The sequence below is a fragment of the Endozoicomonas sp. Mp262 genome, assembly GCF_025643335.1.
GTDB lineage: Bacteria > Pseudomonadota > Gammaproteobacteria > Pseudomonadales > Endozoicomonadaceae > Endonucleibacter.
In genome coordinates, this window is the sequence record NZ_CP092489.1 from 2422251 (window position 1) to 2438243 (window position 15993).

11 protein-coding genes and 1 pseudogene are annotated in these 15993 nt (G+C 47.0%); 7 read left to right on the forward strand and 5 right to left on the reverse strand.

Annotation, left to right across the window (positions count from 1 at the left end; genetic code table 11):
• Positions 1–33: 33 nt before the first annotated feature.
• Positions 34–1104 carry a hypothetical protein gene (locus MJ595_RS10780; RefSeq protein ID WP_263322299.1) on the forward strand — a complete coding sequence of 357 codons (1071 nt, stop codon included), beginning with the start codon at positions 34–36 and terminating at the stop codon, positions 1102–1104.
• Between the two features lie 111 nt (positions 1105–1215).
• On the opposite strand, the pseudogene MJ595_RS10785 reads toward MJ595_RS10780, so the two are convergent.
• Both MJ595_RS10785 and MJ595_RS10790 read right to left on the reverse strand, forming a co-directional pair.
• Positions 1216–1789, reverse strand: a pseudogene (locus MJ595_RS10785) (integrase core domain-containing protein); the annotation flags it as partial.
• Positions 1790–1812: 23 nt separating this feature from the next.
• Positions 1813–2307, reverse strand: coding sequence for a YbaK/EbsC family protein (locus tag MJ595_RS10790; RefSeq protein WP_263322300.1), 495 nt, complete (start codon positions 2305–2307; stop codon positions 1813–1815).
• Positions 2308–2870: 563 nt separating this feature from the next.
• Between MJ595_RS10790 and nhaD the strand changes: the two genes are divergently transcribed.
• Positions 2871–4253, forward strand: coding sequence for a sodium:proton antiporter NhaD (nhaD, locus tag MJ595_RS10795; protein WP_263322301.1), 1383 nt, complete (start codon positions 2871–2873; stop codon positions 4251–4253).
• Here nhaD and MJ595_RS10800 read toward each other — a convergent pair.
• The 3 genes from MJ595_RS10800 to MJ595_RS10810 all read right to left on the reverse strand — a co-directional run bounded on the left by MJ595_RS10800 (position 4232) and on the right by MJ595_RS10810 (position 11737).
• Positions 4232–7333: an efflux RND transporter permease subunit gene (locus tag MJ595_RS10800; protein WP_263322302.1), complete on the reverse strand. Its 3102-nt coding sequence runs from the start codon at positions 7331–7333 to the stop codon at positions 4232–4234. The genes nhaD and MJ595_RS10800 overlap by 22 nt on opposite strands.
• Before the next feature lie 92 nt (positions 7334–7425).
• Positions 7426–10554 carry a multidrug efflux RND transporter permease subunit gene (locus tag MJ595_RS10805; RefSeq protein WP_263322303.1) on the reverse strand — a complete coding sequence of 1043 codons (3129 nt, stop codon included), beginning with the start codon at positions 10552–10554 and terminating at the stop codon, positions 7426–7428.
• 1 nt (position 10555) lies between these two features.
• A complete protein-coding gene (locus MJ595_RS10810; RefSeq protein ID WP_263322304.1) occupies positions 10556–11737 on the reverse strand; it encodes an efflux RND transporter periplasmic adaptor subunit in 1182 nt (393 codons plus the stop codon).
• 707 nt (positions 11738–12444) lie between these two features.
• Between MJ595_RS10810 and MJ595_RS10815 the strand changes: the two genes are divergently transcribed.
• From MJ595_RS10815 to MJ595_RS10835, 5 genes are read left to right on the forward strand one after another with little or no spacing between them, the layout of a single operon-like run.
• Positions 12445–12570, forward strand: a complete 126-nt coding sequence (locus MJ595_RS10815; protein WP_263322305.1) for a hypothetical protein — start codon at positions 12445–12447, stop codon at positions 12568–12570.
• A gap of 7 nt (positions 12571–12577) precedes the next feature.
• A complete protein-coding gene (locus MJ595_RS10820) occupies positions 12578–13273 on the forward strand; it encodes a response regulator (RefSeq protein WP_263322494.1) in 696 nt (231 codons plus the stop codon).
• Between the two features lie 9 nt (positions 13274–13282).
• On the forward strand, positions 13283–14674 hold the full coding sequence (locus MJ595_RS10825; protein ID WP_263322306.1) for an ATP-binding protein: 1392 nt from the start codon (positions 13283–13285) through the stop codon (positions 14672–14674).
• A gap of 4 nt (positions 14675–14678) precedes the next feature.
• A complete protein-coding gene (gene nfi / locus MJ595_RS10830; RefSeq protein WP_263322495.1) occupies positions 14679–15383 on the forward strand; it encodes a deoxyribonuclease V in 705 nt (234 codons plus the stop codon).
• Positions 15316–15942 carry a DUF1439 domain-containing protein gene (locus tag MJ595_RS10835; RefSeq protein ID WP_263322307.1) on the forward strand — a complete coding sequence of 209 codons (627 nt, stop codon included), beginning with the start codon at positions 15316–15318 and terminating at the stop codon, positions 15940–15942. Before nfi ends, MJ595_RS10835 begins: the two co-directional genes overlap by 68 nt.
• Positions 15943–15993 lie beyond the last annotated feature (51 nt).

The window sequence follows — 15993 nt, forward strand, 5'->3', positions numbered from 1 at the left end:
TAACAACCCTCTGGTTACAGAGGTTATGCATTTATGATACAAATTCAGGAAAGATCTATTTCAAAAAGCATTGATAAAGATGCTGTTTATCCTGTGTTGTATAATATTTGGAAAAATAAGAAAGGCTTCAAAAAGGTAATACCAGAATCCCTTTCGAAAGAAACAGTTTTTTCTTCTATTGATATTATAAAGAAGGAAGCAAACCCTGTTGATGACTTTTGTTCACCTTGGGCTATTATGTTGCCGCATAAATTTAAGCAGACTAGCTTGATCCGTGGATGTTCAAAGTGGGTTCAGGGTAGGAAGGGAGTTACTGCTGATCTTAATGGGATCTACATGGTTGAGGTTCTTGAGTGCAATGAAAATAAAAATTTAGTTCTTGTAAGAACTCGGCCTGAAGCAGGTAAGAAGGACATTGGGCCTCAAAAGAAATTCTGGATAGAACCAGACTTACTTTTTCCTTTGGTTAAAGGAGCTAGTGATTTTTCAAAATGCTATTTTAAGCCCAAAAATGAACTTTATGTACTTGTGCCTAACCAAGGTATAACAAAGAAATTTTTGCTGGCAGCAGCAGATCATGTGGAGAACAAATTACCAAAAACATATAGGTATTTCCGTTCTTATAAAGATTTACTTGCAGACAGATCAACATATAAGGCCAGATTGAAAAAATATGATTTTTATATGATTTACAATGTAGGTGACTACACATTTTCGCCTTACAAAGTTATCTGGGCTGAACAGAGTGGTAAGTTTGCAGCAGCTGTTGTTGGTCAAAAAGATACTCCTTTAAAAGGGGAAGTTCCATTTATTCCAGATCATAAAATTTATTTTGTGGATTGTAGCGACAAGGCTCAAGCTCACTATTTGTGTGGCCTATTGGCAGCACCTTTAGTATGTGAATTCATTGAGAGTCACACTATAAGCATCCAGGTTAGTAATATATTTAAACACCTTGATTTGCCTGAATTTGATGCAGAGAATGAAGAGCATATGCTATTAGCTGAGAAGGTAGAAGAAGCTCATAAGGAGCATGATGAAAATGAAAGAAGTAGATTGTTAATGACAATTGGAGAACTGGCAGAAACCATTATAGGGCAATAACTTTAATGAGGTCTGCTTGTGCAGGCCTCGTTTCTTGATAGTTAAGTTGTAGTAGTCACAATCCGACCTAATATTTGCACGACTTTAGTCGTTTGTATTCTTAGGTTAGATTCAGGCTATCTGTTTTTCCTTACAGATCATTTTACCTTCTTCCAAAGTCTGTATAAGTGTTCGGCCATAACACATTTTACTCAGGTGGGTTCGTCTGTTGTTGTACTCATCTATCCAGACATCCAAATCCTTCTGAAGTTCCGTTAAGTCAGTGTAAACCTTCTTTCTGAAGGTGATCTGATAAAATTCATTAAGAATGGTTTTGTGGAAGCGTTCACAGATACCGTTAGCCTGTAAGTGCCTCGCCTTAGTTTTCGTATGTTCTATATCGCAGTCTGCCAGGTAAAGCTCATAGTCGTGACTATCTAACTTGCCACAGTATTCTGTACCCCTGTCAGTTAGCACTCTTAACAGCGGAACCTCCTGCGCTGCAAAAAAGGGCAGCACCCGGTCATTCAGCAAATCAGCTGCGGTAATTGGCATCTTTGTGTATAGCTTGCAATGAGCTACCTTGCTGTATGTGCCCACAAAGGTTTGCTGATAAACACGTCCTATGGCCCTTGAGTGTACCAACAAAAAACGTATCTTGTGATCCCAGATAACCGGGGTGAGCTGTCTCAATTTCACCACAAGCTATACCATTAACCATTCTCCAGACTATGTTAGATACGCCTTGGTTTCTTCCGGATCACAACTGATGGCTGCGTGAGGCTGACCCAGCAGCAGTTTTTTGAACTGTTCTCTGGCAAGGTGGATCAGTTCCCGGTGATTGCCTCCTTCAATATAAAGATCCTGAACTGAATTAAGTTCGTCATCCCAACAGGTGGACATACCATAGGCGGTGCCAATGGCAGGCACTGCACCCTGCTCACAGTCCGGGAATAGCTGTTGTAGTTCCTGTTCTGAGACCAGCCTTAATTGACGGTCAATACGGGTATTGATCCATCGCAGCATCAGTTTATTCATTGATGGCACTATAGCCATGACATAGCCATTGTCATCATTGAGGACAACGGCCTTGGTCATGTTTTTTACGGGAATACAGGCTGAATGGGCTGTGTTTAGCGCCCTTTCCGAATAAGGGTGGCTAACCACTTCGTAATCCACATGGTTCTCATTCAGAAACATCTGTAGTTTCTGGGCAATAGACATAACAAAACCTCGCCTTAATCGCTATGAAATAAAACAATGTTTGAAGACTATGATGAAAGTTTATATGTAAATGGTGCTATGACGAGGGTGCGAAAGAGTCTATTTCAGAAAAAAAAATTATAAGCCATCTATTTTTAGATCCTTATTGGATGAACCTTGGATCGCCTGAAAGGCTTTGACATACTACAGCTGTTCAAGGGGGGGCTCATTGCCTATATAAGGTTGCTTGAAGTTTAGGGGCTGTTGACGTTTGCTCGTGTGCTCAGCCAAAACCAGCGGTTTCGTGGCTAGACGCAGTAGCGCAGGAATAACCTAAAGGTCACGCGTACTCGCGTCTTTCAAGCTACTGCAACGACGGCATTGAATCGCTGGTTTTGGCCCCTTCGGGTGGTTCGTAAAGCGGCTTTCCGACTGCGTTGGACTGGCTTGACGTAGAACAACTATGCCTGCACCAGTCCTCCCGGTGTGCCCCATTGGGTATTGCGGAAAACCGCTTTACGAGCCTCTGAGCTCACGATCAAACGTCAACAGCCCCTAGCTATCTTCGGCAAAACAGGACTTTTATGTTATCAACTAATAAGCTTATTGCGTCAGCTGCGGCGTCAGGTTTGCCATCAATGGCATTTGCCGGTGACAATATCCTAAGGGCTACCACCAGTCCCATTGCATGGGTCTGTATCGTGGTATTTGTGTTGGCCTATTGTGCTGTTATGGCAGAGGAACAACTGCATTTGCGCAAATCCAAGCCGGTGATGCTGGCTGCGGGTATTATCTGGGGACTGATTGCCTGGCTTGCTACCAGTCAGGGGGTTTCCCATCAAGATCTTTCTGCTGCCGTGATGCATGATCTTGAAGAGTATGCGGCCATGTTTCTCTTCTTGCTGGTGGCGATGACTTATATTAACGCCATGGAAGAGCGGCAGGTTTTTGCAGCTCTACGGAGTTGGCTAATAAGGCGAGGATACAATTTTAAAAAGCTGTTCTGGGTCACTGGAATTCTGGCCTTTTTTATTTCCCCGATAGCAGACAATCTAACAACGGCCCTGTTAATGGGGGCTGTTATTATGTCTGTAGGTGCTTGCCGGCCAACTTTTGTTACCCTGGCCATGGTCAATGTTGTTGTGGCTGCCAATGCCGGGGGAGCATTCAGTCCTTTTGGCGATATTACTACCCTGATGGTTTGGCAAGCAGGCAAGGTAGAGTTTTTTAAATTCTTTTCACTCTTTTTACCTTCGGTTGTCAACTTCCTTGTACCTGCCCTGATTATGAACTTTTTTATAGAAGAAGGCCTGCCAGCGGCACAGGACGAGAATTCGGACATTCGCAAGGGAGGGCTCGGTATTTGCCTTCTGTTTCTGATGACCATTGCCCTGGCGGTTTCCTTTGAAAACTTCTTTGGTTTGCCACCGTTTATGGGCATGATGACCGGGCTATCCTTGCTCATGTTCTATACCTGGTATTTGAAGGTGGGGGGACTGACCAGCAGTCGTCGTTTAAGTTCGCTTCATGGCGAGGATATCGATGTCTATAAGCGCGTTGCCCATGCGGAGTGGGACACCCTGTTATTTTTCTTCGGTGTTATATTTTCTGTGGGAGGATTGCGTTATCTCGGCTTTTTGGAGGTGGCCTCGCAGGTTATGTATACCGACCTGGGCCATACCTGGACCAATATCCTGGCAGGTATGATTTCTGCCGTGGTTGATAATATTCCAGTGATGTTTGCTATTTTGGGTATGAGTCCTGATATGGATGTCTTTCAGTGGTTATTGATTACCCTCACTGCCGGGGTGGGCGGGAGTCTGTTATCCGTGGGTTCTGCTGCCGGGGTTGCCTTGATGGGATCGTCAAAGGGCCGTTATACCTTCCTGACACACCTGCGCTGGAGCTGGGCTATTGCGTTAGGTTATGCCGCCAGTATCGCGACTCACTTCCTAGTTAATGGATAGCGAATTTTTCTAACACAGAGATAGAAGGCCGGGGTTAGCAGCGTTGATAAAATAGCCACAGAAATCATCCCCCAAAATACGGGCGTGCCAAGGGAGGCACGCCCGGTTGCACCAGCGCCACTGCTGATTAATAAAGGCATAACTCCCAGAATAAACGACAGTCCCGTCATCATCACTGCCCGGAATCTTAGTTTTGCGGCGGTGAGAGCCGCCTGCTCTGTGGTGCTTCCTTCAAGTTCACGATGCCTGGCAAACTCAACAATCAGAATGGCGTTTTTTGCGGCCAGCCCAACCAGGAGAATAAGGCCAAGCTGGGCATAAATATTATTGTCCAGGCCTGACATGTAGAGGCCTGTCAGGGCACCTGCCAGTGACAGGGGAATGGATACGATAACGGCCAGGGGAAGAATCCAGCTTTCCAGTTGGGCCACCAGAAACAGGTAGGCAAACAGGATAGCGAGGACTAAAACGGCAGCCGTTAGTTTGCCTGATTCCCGCTGCTGGAGAGAGAGTCCTGACCAGTCGAAGTCGTACCCGTCTGGCAGGTTACTGGAGATACGTTCCATTGCCCTCATGGCTTCTTCGGTACTGTATCCTAGTGTGGGCTGACCCGAGATGGAGGCGGTGCGAAAAAGGTTATAGTGCTCAATGGTAGAGGGACTCTGGATTGGCCGGGTTGTTACCAGCGTTGTTAATGGCACCATCTTTCCCTGGTCATTTTTTACATGGATTGCTTCAATATCATCCGGGCTGGCCCGGTAAGAGCTGTCTGACTGGATTTTTATCTGATAAATCCGGCCATATTTGTGGTATTTATCGATATATTTTGAACCCAGGTGGCTGTGCAGTGCATCATGGACAGAAGCCAGGGAAATTCCCTGGTTTCTCAGTTTTTTTCGGTCGACCTCAAGAAGAATTCGGGGTTCATTGGCTCTATAGCTACTGAATGCATAAAGGATTTCTGGCTGCTGTTGTGCTTCATTCAGAACAGAGGTGAGTAATTCTGACAGTTCAGTGGTGGTATGGTTATTTTGATCCTGAAGTTTATAGTCAAAACCGCCCAGGGAGCTAATGGCGGGAATCGCAGAGGGAATAATTGCCAGGGCCATTGCCTCTTCCAGTTCGTACAGTTTTTTCTGAATACGCCCCATGATGGCATCCACGGAGGATTGCCTGCTTTTTCTTTGTTCCCAGGGTTTAAGCATGGCGACCATTAGCGCCGCACTGGGTGAAGCGGTAAACGTTAACAGATTTAAGCCTGTTACCGTGATAGTGTGTTCTATCTCAGGCTCACTCATTAGTAGCTGGTTGATTTTTTTGGCGACCTGGTCGGTGCGATTGAGAGCATGGCTATCAGGTAACTGAATGGCAACGAAAAAGAAACCGCGATCATCGTTAGGAATGAAGCCTTTAGGGAGTGTTTTAAAAAGCCATAGAGTCAGAGCGGAAGCGATAACCAGCAGGGATAGGGCAAGCCATAATTTTTTTAACAGGAAGGCTGTCCAGGATAGATAAACCGAGGAAATACTGGCGAGTATATTATTTAATCCTTGCTGGAGACGATTGGGCTGGTTTGGCTTGCCTAACAAAGAAGCGCTCATGACAGGGCTGAGTGTCAGTGCACACAGGGATGAAATTAAAACAGCGCTGGAAGTGGCAATACCAAACTCTTTGTAAAACTGTCCTGACGTTCCCGGGATAAAGCCAATGGGAAGAAACACGGCGATAAGTACGAGCGTTGTGGCAATCACCGGTGCCGTGACTTCTTTCATGGTGGCCATCACCGCATCATAGGGTTTCAGGTGGTTATCATGAATTTGCCTTTGTACATTTTCTACGACGATAATCGCATCGTCGACGACGATACCCACTGCCAGAACCAGCCCAAATAAAGTGACGGTATTCAGGGAATAACCCAGACTATATAAAATGGCAAAGCTTCCAATGAGCGACACGGGGATGGTGACAATGGGAATCAGTGTGGCTCGCCAATCCGTCAGAAACAGGTAAATGACCAGGCTGACCAGAAGGATGGTTAAAAACAGGGCCACTTGAAGTTCTTTGATGGTTTCCTTCACAAAAGTGCTGATGTCATGGGGGATCATGTAGTGCACCCCACCAGGAAAACGCCCGGATAATCTTTCCATTTCAGCCTTTATAGCCTTTGAAACGTTCAGCCCATTGGCATCAGGCTCCTGGTAAATGGCCAGGTGAATGGCGCTGTGATCATCCAGGCGATTAATAATATTATAGTTGTCGGCTCCCTGCTCTATACGGGCAACGTCGCCCAGTTTGAGTACTTTATCGTTACTGGACTTTCTCAGGATGATATTTTCGAATTCTTCGGGCTGGCCCAGCAGACCATTTACTTCCAGGGCATACTCCAGCTGCTGGTTATTTTTGCCGGGTGACTGGCCTACCTTGCCTGCAATAATCTCCCGGTTTTGATCCCTTACCGCCGCTTCAATATCCGCTGGTGTCAGTCCCAGACTGGTCATCCGGGCTGAATCCATCCAGATTCTCAGGCTGTAATCCTGTTTGCCAAGAATATCAACATTTCCAACCCCGGGTAGTCGTGCCAGTGCGTTTTTTAAATACAGGCTGGCATAGTTGCTTAACCAGGTACTGTTATGTTCCGGATTTGATGAATAGAGGTTAATAAACATCAACTGGGTGCTGTAACTTTTTTGAGTGGTCACTCCATAGTCAAGGACTTCCTGTGGTAGCCAGGGTTTTGCCCTTTCTACCCGGTTTTGCACAGTCAGTGCTGCTATATCTGTATTGGTATGAGGTTTAAACGTTGCCGTCAGGGTCATGGAACCATCGCTGGCGCTTTGTGATGACAGGTAAAGCAGGTTTTCTATGCCATTGACCTCCTGCTCTATGGGGGTTGCTACGGCTCTTTCCACCTGATCGGCAGTGGCACCAATGTAAGTGGCCCTGACTTCGATCTGCGGGGGAGTCACCTGAGGGTATTCAAGGGTGGGTAGCAATGGCAGGCACAGCAGGCCACAGATGACAATAACCAGCGCAATAATCTGGCTAAGCCGTGGATGGTGCAGAAAATAGCGGGTCAACATAGCGTGCCTGCCGGTTAAGGGGGATAACAAATAATAGACAAAAAAAAGCCCCGGGGGTTCCGGGGCTTGATAGTAGTAACTATTTGGTTACATTAGCTGCTTGCTTTTTCAGGCGCGAAATGTTCTCGCATTCTCTGCAGGAGATAGTAGAAAACGGGAACCAGCAAAGTACCAAAAATGGTTGCTGCAATCATGCCGGACATAACGGTGGTACCAATAACCCGTCGACTGGCAGAACCGGCACCGCTGGCAAATACCAGAGGTAATACACCCAGTACAAAAGACAGGGCGGTCATTAGTACTGCCCGGAAACGAAGCCCGGCTGCATCATGGGCCGCCTGAAAGATGCTTTTGCCCTGGGTTCGCTGAACCATTGCGAATTCCACGATCAGTATTGCTGTTTTGGCAGCAATACCAATGAGCAGCACCATCCCTATCTGAGCGTAGATATCATTGGCTATTGATGGAATAAGGTTTCTCATCAAGTTCAGTCCCGTGAGAGCCCCAAAGGAGGCTATAGGAACCGCAGCAATGATAGCCAGCGGCATGGTCCAGCTTTCATACTGGGCTACCAGGAAGAGATAGACAAAGATAAAGGCCAGGCCAAATAAGAGGGGGGCGAGGTTGCCGGCTTCAATTTCCTGGAGGGATTGTCCAGACCAGGAGAAGGTATAGCCCTCAGGCAGTTTACTGGCCAGTTCCTCCATCACTTTCAGGGCATCCCCTGAACTATAGCCATCGGCAGCCTGACCGCTGATATTGGCAGAGCGATAAAGGTTGTAATGACCAATGCTGTTGGGTCCCAGAATAGGCTTAAGTGAGGCCACTGTAGTCAGAGGTACCATTTCATTATCCAGGTTGCGGACATAGAAGCGGCTTAAATCTGACGGAGCAGCCCGGTATTCGCTTTCAGCCATCAGCTTGACCTGATAGGTGCGGCCAAACTTGTTGAAATCATTGACATACAAAGACCCCAGCTGGGTTTGCAGCGTCATAAAGATTTCTGAAAGTGGAATACCCAGGGTTTTTGCCTTGTTACGGTCAACTTCCAGGAAGTATTGAGGTACATTTGCTCGCCAGGAACTGAACACCCGGGATAGCTCAGGGCGTTGATTCGCTTCAAAAACCAGGCCGCCAAGTACTTGCCCCAGCTCCTGTGGAGACCGGCTCATGGTGTCCTGAAGCTTGAAGTCAAAGCCTCCGGATGAACCTAACCCGGGAATGGGCGGGAACGCGAAGGCCATAACCTGGGCATCCTGAAGAGACCAGAGCTTGCCCTGTACTTTATTCATGACAGCCCTTTGATGCTGTTTTCTGTCAGGCCGGTCTGCCCAGTCCTCCAGGACTACAATAGCCATACCACCGTTGGAGTTGTTGCCACTGAAAAAACTAAACCCGGAGATGGATACCACATTCTTAACGCCGTCTTCTTTTTTAATGGTATTGACCACTTTTTCCAGAACCGCATCGGTTCTGTTCAAAGACGCCGCGTCAGGTAGTTGAATATCAACTACAAAGAAGCCCTGATCTTCATCGGGGACGAAGCCGGAAGGGGTACTGCTAAACATCCAGCCGGTCGCTGCGATCATGACACCGAACAGAATGATAGCAATCACTGAACGACGAAGCAGGAGAGTTACCCAGTTGGTATAGCCCCCCGTCATTTTTTTAATGGCGGTATCAACCGGGTGCAGCCATTTGATATGGCCCATTTTGCCCGGCTTGAGCAGAGTGGCACAGAGTGCCGGACTTAAGGTTAAGGCATTGATGGACGATATGAAAACAGCCACCGAAATGGTGAGAGCAAACTGGGAATACAAACCACCGGTGATGCCTGGCATAAAACCAACGGGGACAAATACTGCCAGCAGCACCAGAGTGGTGGCTACAATCGGTCCGGAGACCTCTTTCATGGCTCGCATTGTCGCTTCTTTGGGCAGCATTTTTTCTTTACTTATAAGACGCTCGACGTTTTCGATAACCACAATGGCATCGTCCACCACAACGCCGATAGCAAGCACCAAGCCAAACAGGGTGATGGTATTGATCGAATAACCCAGCCCATTCATTACGGCAAAGGTACCAATCAGGGATACCGGAATGGCGATGGAGGGAATCAGTGTTGCCCGCCAGTTTTGCAGGAACAGGAATACCACCAGAATAACCAGCAAAACAGCCTGGAATAGAGTGGATACTACTTCCTTGATGGATTCATCGATGAACTTGGTGGTGTCAAAAGGAACATCGTAGGACATGCCTTCCGGGAAGTTAACAGATAATTTGTCCATTTCTGCTTTTACATCCGCTGCCACATCCATGGCATTGGCATCAGGTTGCTGGTAAACAACAAGAAATGCCGTTGGACTATTGTCGAGTTTTGCTATTCCACTATAGGATTCAGAACCCATCTCAACCCGGGCAATATCCCTGATACGTACGGTAGAACCATCTGGTTTCGCACGAATGATTATCCGGCCAAACTCATCGGGATCACTTAGACGTCCCTGGGTTTTAATAGTGTATTCAAACTGCTGGTTGGGTAAAGAAGGTCCCTGACCTAGTTTACCCGCAGCAACGATAACGTTCTGCTCCTGAAGTGCATTGGCAATATCACTGGTGGTTATATCCAGGGCAGTCATGCGCTCGGGGTTTAACCAGATTCGCATACTGTAGGTTTGTGCACCCATAACCTGGGCTTTGGCTACACCATTGATCCTGGCAAGAGGTTCCTGTAGATAGTTAGAGGCATAGTTGCTAAGGAAAACGCCATCCATCGCCGGATCCATTGAGACCAGGTTGACCCCCATCAACATGTTGGATGACTGCTTGTTGACCGTAACACCCAAGCGCCTGACATCTTCAGGTAACATGGGGTCTGCCACTGATACACGGTTCTGGACGTTTACCAGAGCCATGTCATCATTGATACCTGACTTGAATGTTACTGTAATGCTGGCACTGCCATCGTTACCGGCGCTGGAATCGATATAGATCATATCCTCAACGCCGTTAACCTGTTCTTCTATTGGGCGGATTACCGCCTTTTCCACCGTTTCAGCATCGGCACCGGGATAGTTGGCATAAATAGTTATTTGTGGTGGTGTGATTTCCGGATACATTGCCACTGGCAGGGTCTGCAGGGAAATCAGACCCACCATGGTAATAACAATGGAAATGACAAAGGCAAACTTGGGCCTGTTGATGAAAAACTGGCTGAACATCTTACTCTCCCTGTGATTGAGGAGAACGCTGAATGGCACCTGTTTCAGGGTCAACAGTGACTATGCTGGGGTTCACTGGAGCACCCACATGCACTTTCTGGAGCCCTTCAACAACAATTTTTTCACCGGATTTTAGGCCACTCTTTACTGCCCACATAGGACCGATACGTCTTCCCATTTCAACCTGACGTGTTTCAGCTTTATTCTCGTTATTAATCACCAGAACAAAGCGTCCTGTCTGGTTTTCCTGAATGGCGGCTTGCGGTATGACCGGCTGTTGCTGCTTGTCAGTGCTTTCGGCAATGAGCGTGACATACAGGCCAGGATAAATAATACCATCAGGGTTAGGGAACTCTGCCCTAAGCGTCAGGGTACCGGTTGTTTCATCAATGGCAGTGTCAGAGAAATTGAAGTCACCTGGCTGATCATAGTCAGAACCATTAGGTAGCCGTAAGCCAAGATTGTACTTGTCACCATTACCCTGTTTGGCTTTTTGGATATGATTCAGCAACTCTTTCTCATTAACCTGAAAGTTGACATAGATTGGATCAACACTGGTGAGGGTGGCCAAGGGTTCGCTTGTTGGCCCAACAAGGCTGCCTACGCTATAGCGCTCCTTACCTACTTTACCGCTGAAAGGTGCGGTAATACGGGTATAGTCAAGGTTGAGCTTGGCTGTATCAATAGTGGCATAAGCTGCCTGAACGGCGGCTGTCGCTTTGTCTTTATTACTGGTTTGGGTATCCAGGTCTGCCTGGCTGATATGCCCTTTCTTGAACAGATCTTTACTGCGCTGTAGATCTTTACTGGCTTTAACCAGCTCTGCCTTGCTGCTTGCCAGGTCGGCTTCTGCTTTTTTCAGGGCTGCCAGATAAGGTTTACGATCCAGTTCGAACAGTAGCTGATTTTTTTTAACATGCTCTCCTTCAACAAAATTTCTTTTGTTGACATAGCCTTCAACCCGGGCGCGGAGATGAACCTGATTCACCGCTTCAGTTCGGGCAACAAACTCCTGGTAAGAACCCACTGCTTGCTCGGGTACTTCAATAACTGATACGCCTGGGGGAGGCATTTTACGCTGTTGTTGTTCCTGGCCACAGCCGGTAAGCATCAGGATGGATGCTGCAAAAGCTCCAGCCATCAGCCACTTGCCTGGTTTTGAACGAGTGATTATCGAGTTCATCGATATCTCCGGTTAGCAGAATCCCACAATTCAAGGTAAAAAAGCTCGGTAGAAGTAACCTGGCAATGAGTAGTGTGACTTTGGGCTCATGCAGGTGTTGTTTTTGTTCGACTGTTAGGGGCTGTTGACGTTTGATCGTGAGCTCAGTGGCTCGTAAAGCGGTTTTCCGCAATACCCAATGGGGCACACCGGGAGGACTGGTGCAGGCATAGTTATTCTACGTCAAGCCAGTCCAACGCAGTCGGAAAGCCGCTTTACGAGCCACCCGAAGGGCTAAAACCAGCGATTCCGTGCCGTCGTTGCAGTAGCTTGAAAGACGTGAGTCTTCCTGCGCTACTGCGTCTAGCCACGAAACCGCTGGTTTTGGCTGAGCACACGAGCAAACGTCAACAGCCCCTAGCCGCATACCGAGAGTTAAATGGGATTTTAGAGGCTTGATCAAGGTATTCCTATGGGGGAAACCGAATTTGGATGCTATTTTACAAAGCTTTTACTGGAAAAGTCATTGAAATCATGCGCTGGTTACAGAGTGACACAGTTTTACAGTCTTTTTACCTGCTATGGTCACCTTGTTGAACCGTAAAGGCATAAAATAAGTCCCAGATTGTTTAGGTCGGGTATTTTATAGATAGGCTTCCGCAAGGTTCGGGGCAGGTTATGAACTATCCGAACTGGTGCAGTGAAGCGTTAAAAGGCGTGCTGTCATTTTGGCGGAAGCTGAAAAAGAGCGAAATAATATCTTGAAAAAATATAGCTTGAATGAGAAAAAGCTTCTGGCTATGCGAGTAGAGGTAAAAGAGACTCGTATAGCAGTATTTTCAGTAATCAGGTGACCCAATGATGAATGAGAGCGTCAAGCTGCTATTAGTGGATGATGATATTGAGCTTTGTGAGCTGTTGATAGAGTATCTTGGTACAGAAGGGTTTGATGTCTGTGCTGTGAATGATGGTGAGTCAGGTGTAAAGGCCGCTTTATCAGGAAAGTACAAACTGGTCTTGCTTGATGTCACCCTTCCAAAACTCAATGGATTTGATGTATTGAAGAAAATACGTCAAGAGTCTGATATTCCGGTGTTGATGTTGACAGCCCGGGGAGATGATGTGGATCGGGTTATTGGCTTGGAATTTGGAGCAGACGATTATTTGCCAAAGCCCTATAACCATAGGGAACTGGTCGCCCGAATTAAAGCTATTCTCCGAAGAGGGCGTCCCGTTCAGGCTGAGGGTGCCGCTAAATTTTTGCAGATGGATGATCTCAGCCTGAATTTATCAAATAGGGAAGCGACTATTGATGGAGCTCCTCTTGAGTTGACTGCCACAGAATTCCAGGTTTTAAAATCCCTGATAGAGAAGGCTGGCGAACTGATTTCCAGGGATGACTTGACGCAAGTAGCCTTAAATCGTCGGCTAACTCCCTATGATCGTGCCATTGACATGCATGTCAGCAATGTACGAAAAAAGATTGGAACACGACAAGATGGTCAGCCGCGAATTAAAACAGTTCGGGGTGCCGGTTATTTTTATATTCGGCCCTGAGGTGAACCAATGACGTATAAGTTTCCCAGGCTAGTGGTTTGGCCCTGGAGAAGCCTGTTCTGGAAGATATTTCTATGGTTTTGGCTAACCATGATAGCCATGATGGTAACGCTGTTTATCGCCTTTGCTATAACGGTGGACCCCTCTGATTTTCTTTCGGAAAGAAGAGCCTTGTTTCGTGAGTTGGAAATAGCCTCCACCAAGATGGAGCATTTGGCTCAATGGTCAGTGCGTTTTCCCAGGCCCCGGTTTCCAGGAAGCAGTTACTTTTTATTCGATATGGAGGGTAATATTCTTGGAGGCTCGGATCTGTCTGAAGAGCTGCAGTCAGCGTATAAAAAAACCAGGGTGACGTCAGAGCCAAGCATTATATTCAGGCGAGGTGTGGTAGTTGTAGGGCCTCGCAAAGTCATACTTAATGGCCAACCCTATGAACTGTATCTGACAAAGGAAATGCCCCGTCTGGTTCATTGGCGGGTTAAGCAGGTTATGGCCAGGCAGTGGCACCTTGTCATTATTGCTTTAGGCGTCAGCTTTTTATTATGCGTCATATTGGCCCGGTATCTGGTTGGACCGATCAGGCATTTGCAGGGAATTTCCCGTAAGCTGGCGAAAGGTGATATGGCAGCCCGTGTGGGCACAAAAGTGATTCAAAGAAAAGATGAACTGGGGGAGTTGGGGCATGACTTTGATGTGATGGCTGCAAAACTGGAGTTTTTGCTTAATACTAAACAACAGCTATTGAGGGATGTTTCCCATGAATTACGCTCTCCTTTAACCCGCCTGCAGCTTTCTTTGGCCCTTGCCAGAAGGAAGAGTCCGGAGGCTACAGCGGAGCATGACCGTATTGAGCGTGAAATAGAAAGACTGGATCAACTGATAGGTCAGATTATACGTTTTTCCAGAATTCAGCATGGGGTTTCAGAGCAGGCATGGGAAGGGGTGGATCTTCAGCAGCTGGTGAAACAGTTGGTGGATGACGGAGATTTTGAAGCCCAGGCTAGAAATAAGGCGGTGATCCTGACCAAAAGCACTGAAATTAACATCATGGCAGTACGAGACTTTGTTTCCAGTGCTATTGAAAACATTATTCGAAATGCTATCCGGTTTACCCCGGAAGAGTCGAGTATTGAAGTCAGCCTTGAGCAGGTGGAACGGGAAGCTGTTATCCGGGTGAGGGATTACGGCCCGGGTGTTCCTGAGGATACACTAGATTCATTGTTTGACCCCTTCTTCAGGGTTGATGAAACCCGGGGCAGGGAGAACAATGGTACAGGGCTAGGCATGGCTATTGCGCATGGTACGGTCTCTTTTCATAAGGGCACTATCAGGGCAAAAAATGCCTCGCCTGGGCTTCAAGTTGAAATCAGATTGCCTCTTGAGAGAAGTCGTTTTGGCTGATGTTATGGCGCCTGTTAATCATAACTGGAATATGAAACCTTCCGAAGCCATTGCTTTGCAAAAGCAATTGGCATTGCAGGTTGATACTCAAGATGGTTTTGCCAAAGTTGACTATGTGGCCGGTGTGGACGTTGGCTTTGAGGCGGGAGGAAGTATTACCAGGGCGGCAGTGGCGGTGCTGAGCTTTCCTGACCTGGTGCTCCGGGAATACCGGATAGCCCGTTTGTCCACGGTTATGCCTTATATCCCGGGAATACTTTCTTTCAGAGAGTGCCCGGGTATTTTAGAGGCATTAAGGCGGCTGACATTAACGCCGGATCTGGTGTTTTGTGATGGTCATGGCCAGGCCCATCCGAGAGGGTTGGGTGTGGCTTGCCATTTGGGGTTAGTCACTGGATTACCGTGTATTGGGGTAGCCAAGAAACGGTTATGTGGAAATCATGGTGAACTCCCTTCCTGGAAAGGTGCTCATACCCCTTTGATACACAAAGAAAAAGTCATAGGAACTGTGCTTCGTTCCAGAGATGGTGTTAAACCGTTATATGTTAGTATTGGCCATAAAATTTCTTTGGAGACGGCTAAATATTATGTTCAGGCCTGCCTCACTCGATACCGGCTTCCCGAAACAACCCGCTGGGCCGATGCACTGGCCTCAAACCGTGGCAGGGCTTTGGAAAAAGCTAAAAGTCTACTCTCGGCTAAACGTTAGTTTAATTGCCATTACAGCCCTGGGGTTGCTGCTTCAGGGGTGCACGCCTAAAAATACAGAAACCCTGTCACAGCAGCAGCTGCAGGGGATGATTAACGAAAGTTTTTTATCCCCTCAGATCCGTCATCTGACTCTGATGCCAGCTGTTGGTGTTCAACTGTATTTAGAGACTCCGGAAGTCACGATTCAACGTGAGAGGGAACCTTTGGCATTCAAATTTAAAGGATATATGGATGCTGATGTTTTAGGAAACTCGGTCACTGCTCGTTTACCCATAACCATTACGGGTTTGGCTGATCTTGCCTACAATCGGGAGGAGCATGCTTTTTACTTTAAGGATATAGAGTTAACAGAGGCTCATGTTGATTTTGATGTGGCTATTTTTGAAGCGCTCATTGTGGATAATTTAAAGAAAGCACTGGTTCGGGAAATAGGTGCATTTTCAATTCTTGATATAGATGAACTTCAAAGTCTTGGGAAGACAGTGGGAGAGCGTTTAGTGACAGTGGTTGTGCAAGAAGGAGAGGTGGTTTTATCCTTAAAGGATAGAGTGCAGTAATAAATAGCACAGTGCTTTCACCGAAACATAACTGGGGCCAATTAAAAGGAT

Coding starts and splice junctions, on each gene's coding strand:
- MJ595_RS10780 (WP_263322299.1), top strand. CDS start 34: ATGATACAAATTCAGGAAAGATCTATTTCAAAAAGCATTGATAAAGAT.
- nfi (WP_263322495.1), top strand. CDS start 14,679: ATGGCGCCTGTTAATCATAACTGGAATATGAAACCTTCCGAAGCCATT.
- MJ595_RS10810 (WP_263322304.1), bottom strand. CDS start 11,737: ATGAACTCGATAATCACTCGTTCAAAACCAGGCAAGTGGCTGATGGCT.
- MJ595_RS10805 (WP_263322303.1), bottom strand. CDS start 10,554: ATGTTCAGCCAGTTTTTCATCAACAGGCCCAAGTTTGCCTTTGTCATT.
- MJ595_RS10790 (WP_263322300.1), bottom strand. CDS start 2,307: ATGTCTATTGCCCAGAAACTACAGATGTTTCTGAATGAGAACCATGTG.
- MJ595_RS10800 (WP_263322302.1), bottom strand. CDS start 7,333: ATGTTGACCCGCTATTTTCTGCACCATCCACGGCTTAGCCAGATTATT.
- nhaD (WP_263322301.1), top strand. CDS start 2,871: ATGTTATCAACTAATAAGCTTATTGCGTCAGCTGCGGCGTCAGGTTTG.
- MJ595_RS10835 (WP_263322307.1), top strand. CDS start 15,316: ATGCACTGGCCTCAAACCGTGGCAGGGCTTTGGAAAAAGCTAAAAGTC.
- MJ595_RS10820 (WP_263322494.1), top strand. CDS start 12,578: ATGAATGAGAGCGTCAAGCTGCTATTAGTGGATGATGATATTGAGCTT.
- MJ595_RS10825 (WP_263322306.1), top strand. CDS start 13,283: ATGACGTATAAGTTTCCCAGGCTAGTGGTTTGGCCCTGGAGAAGCCTG.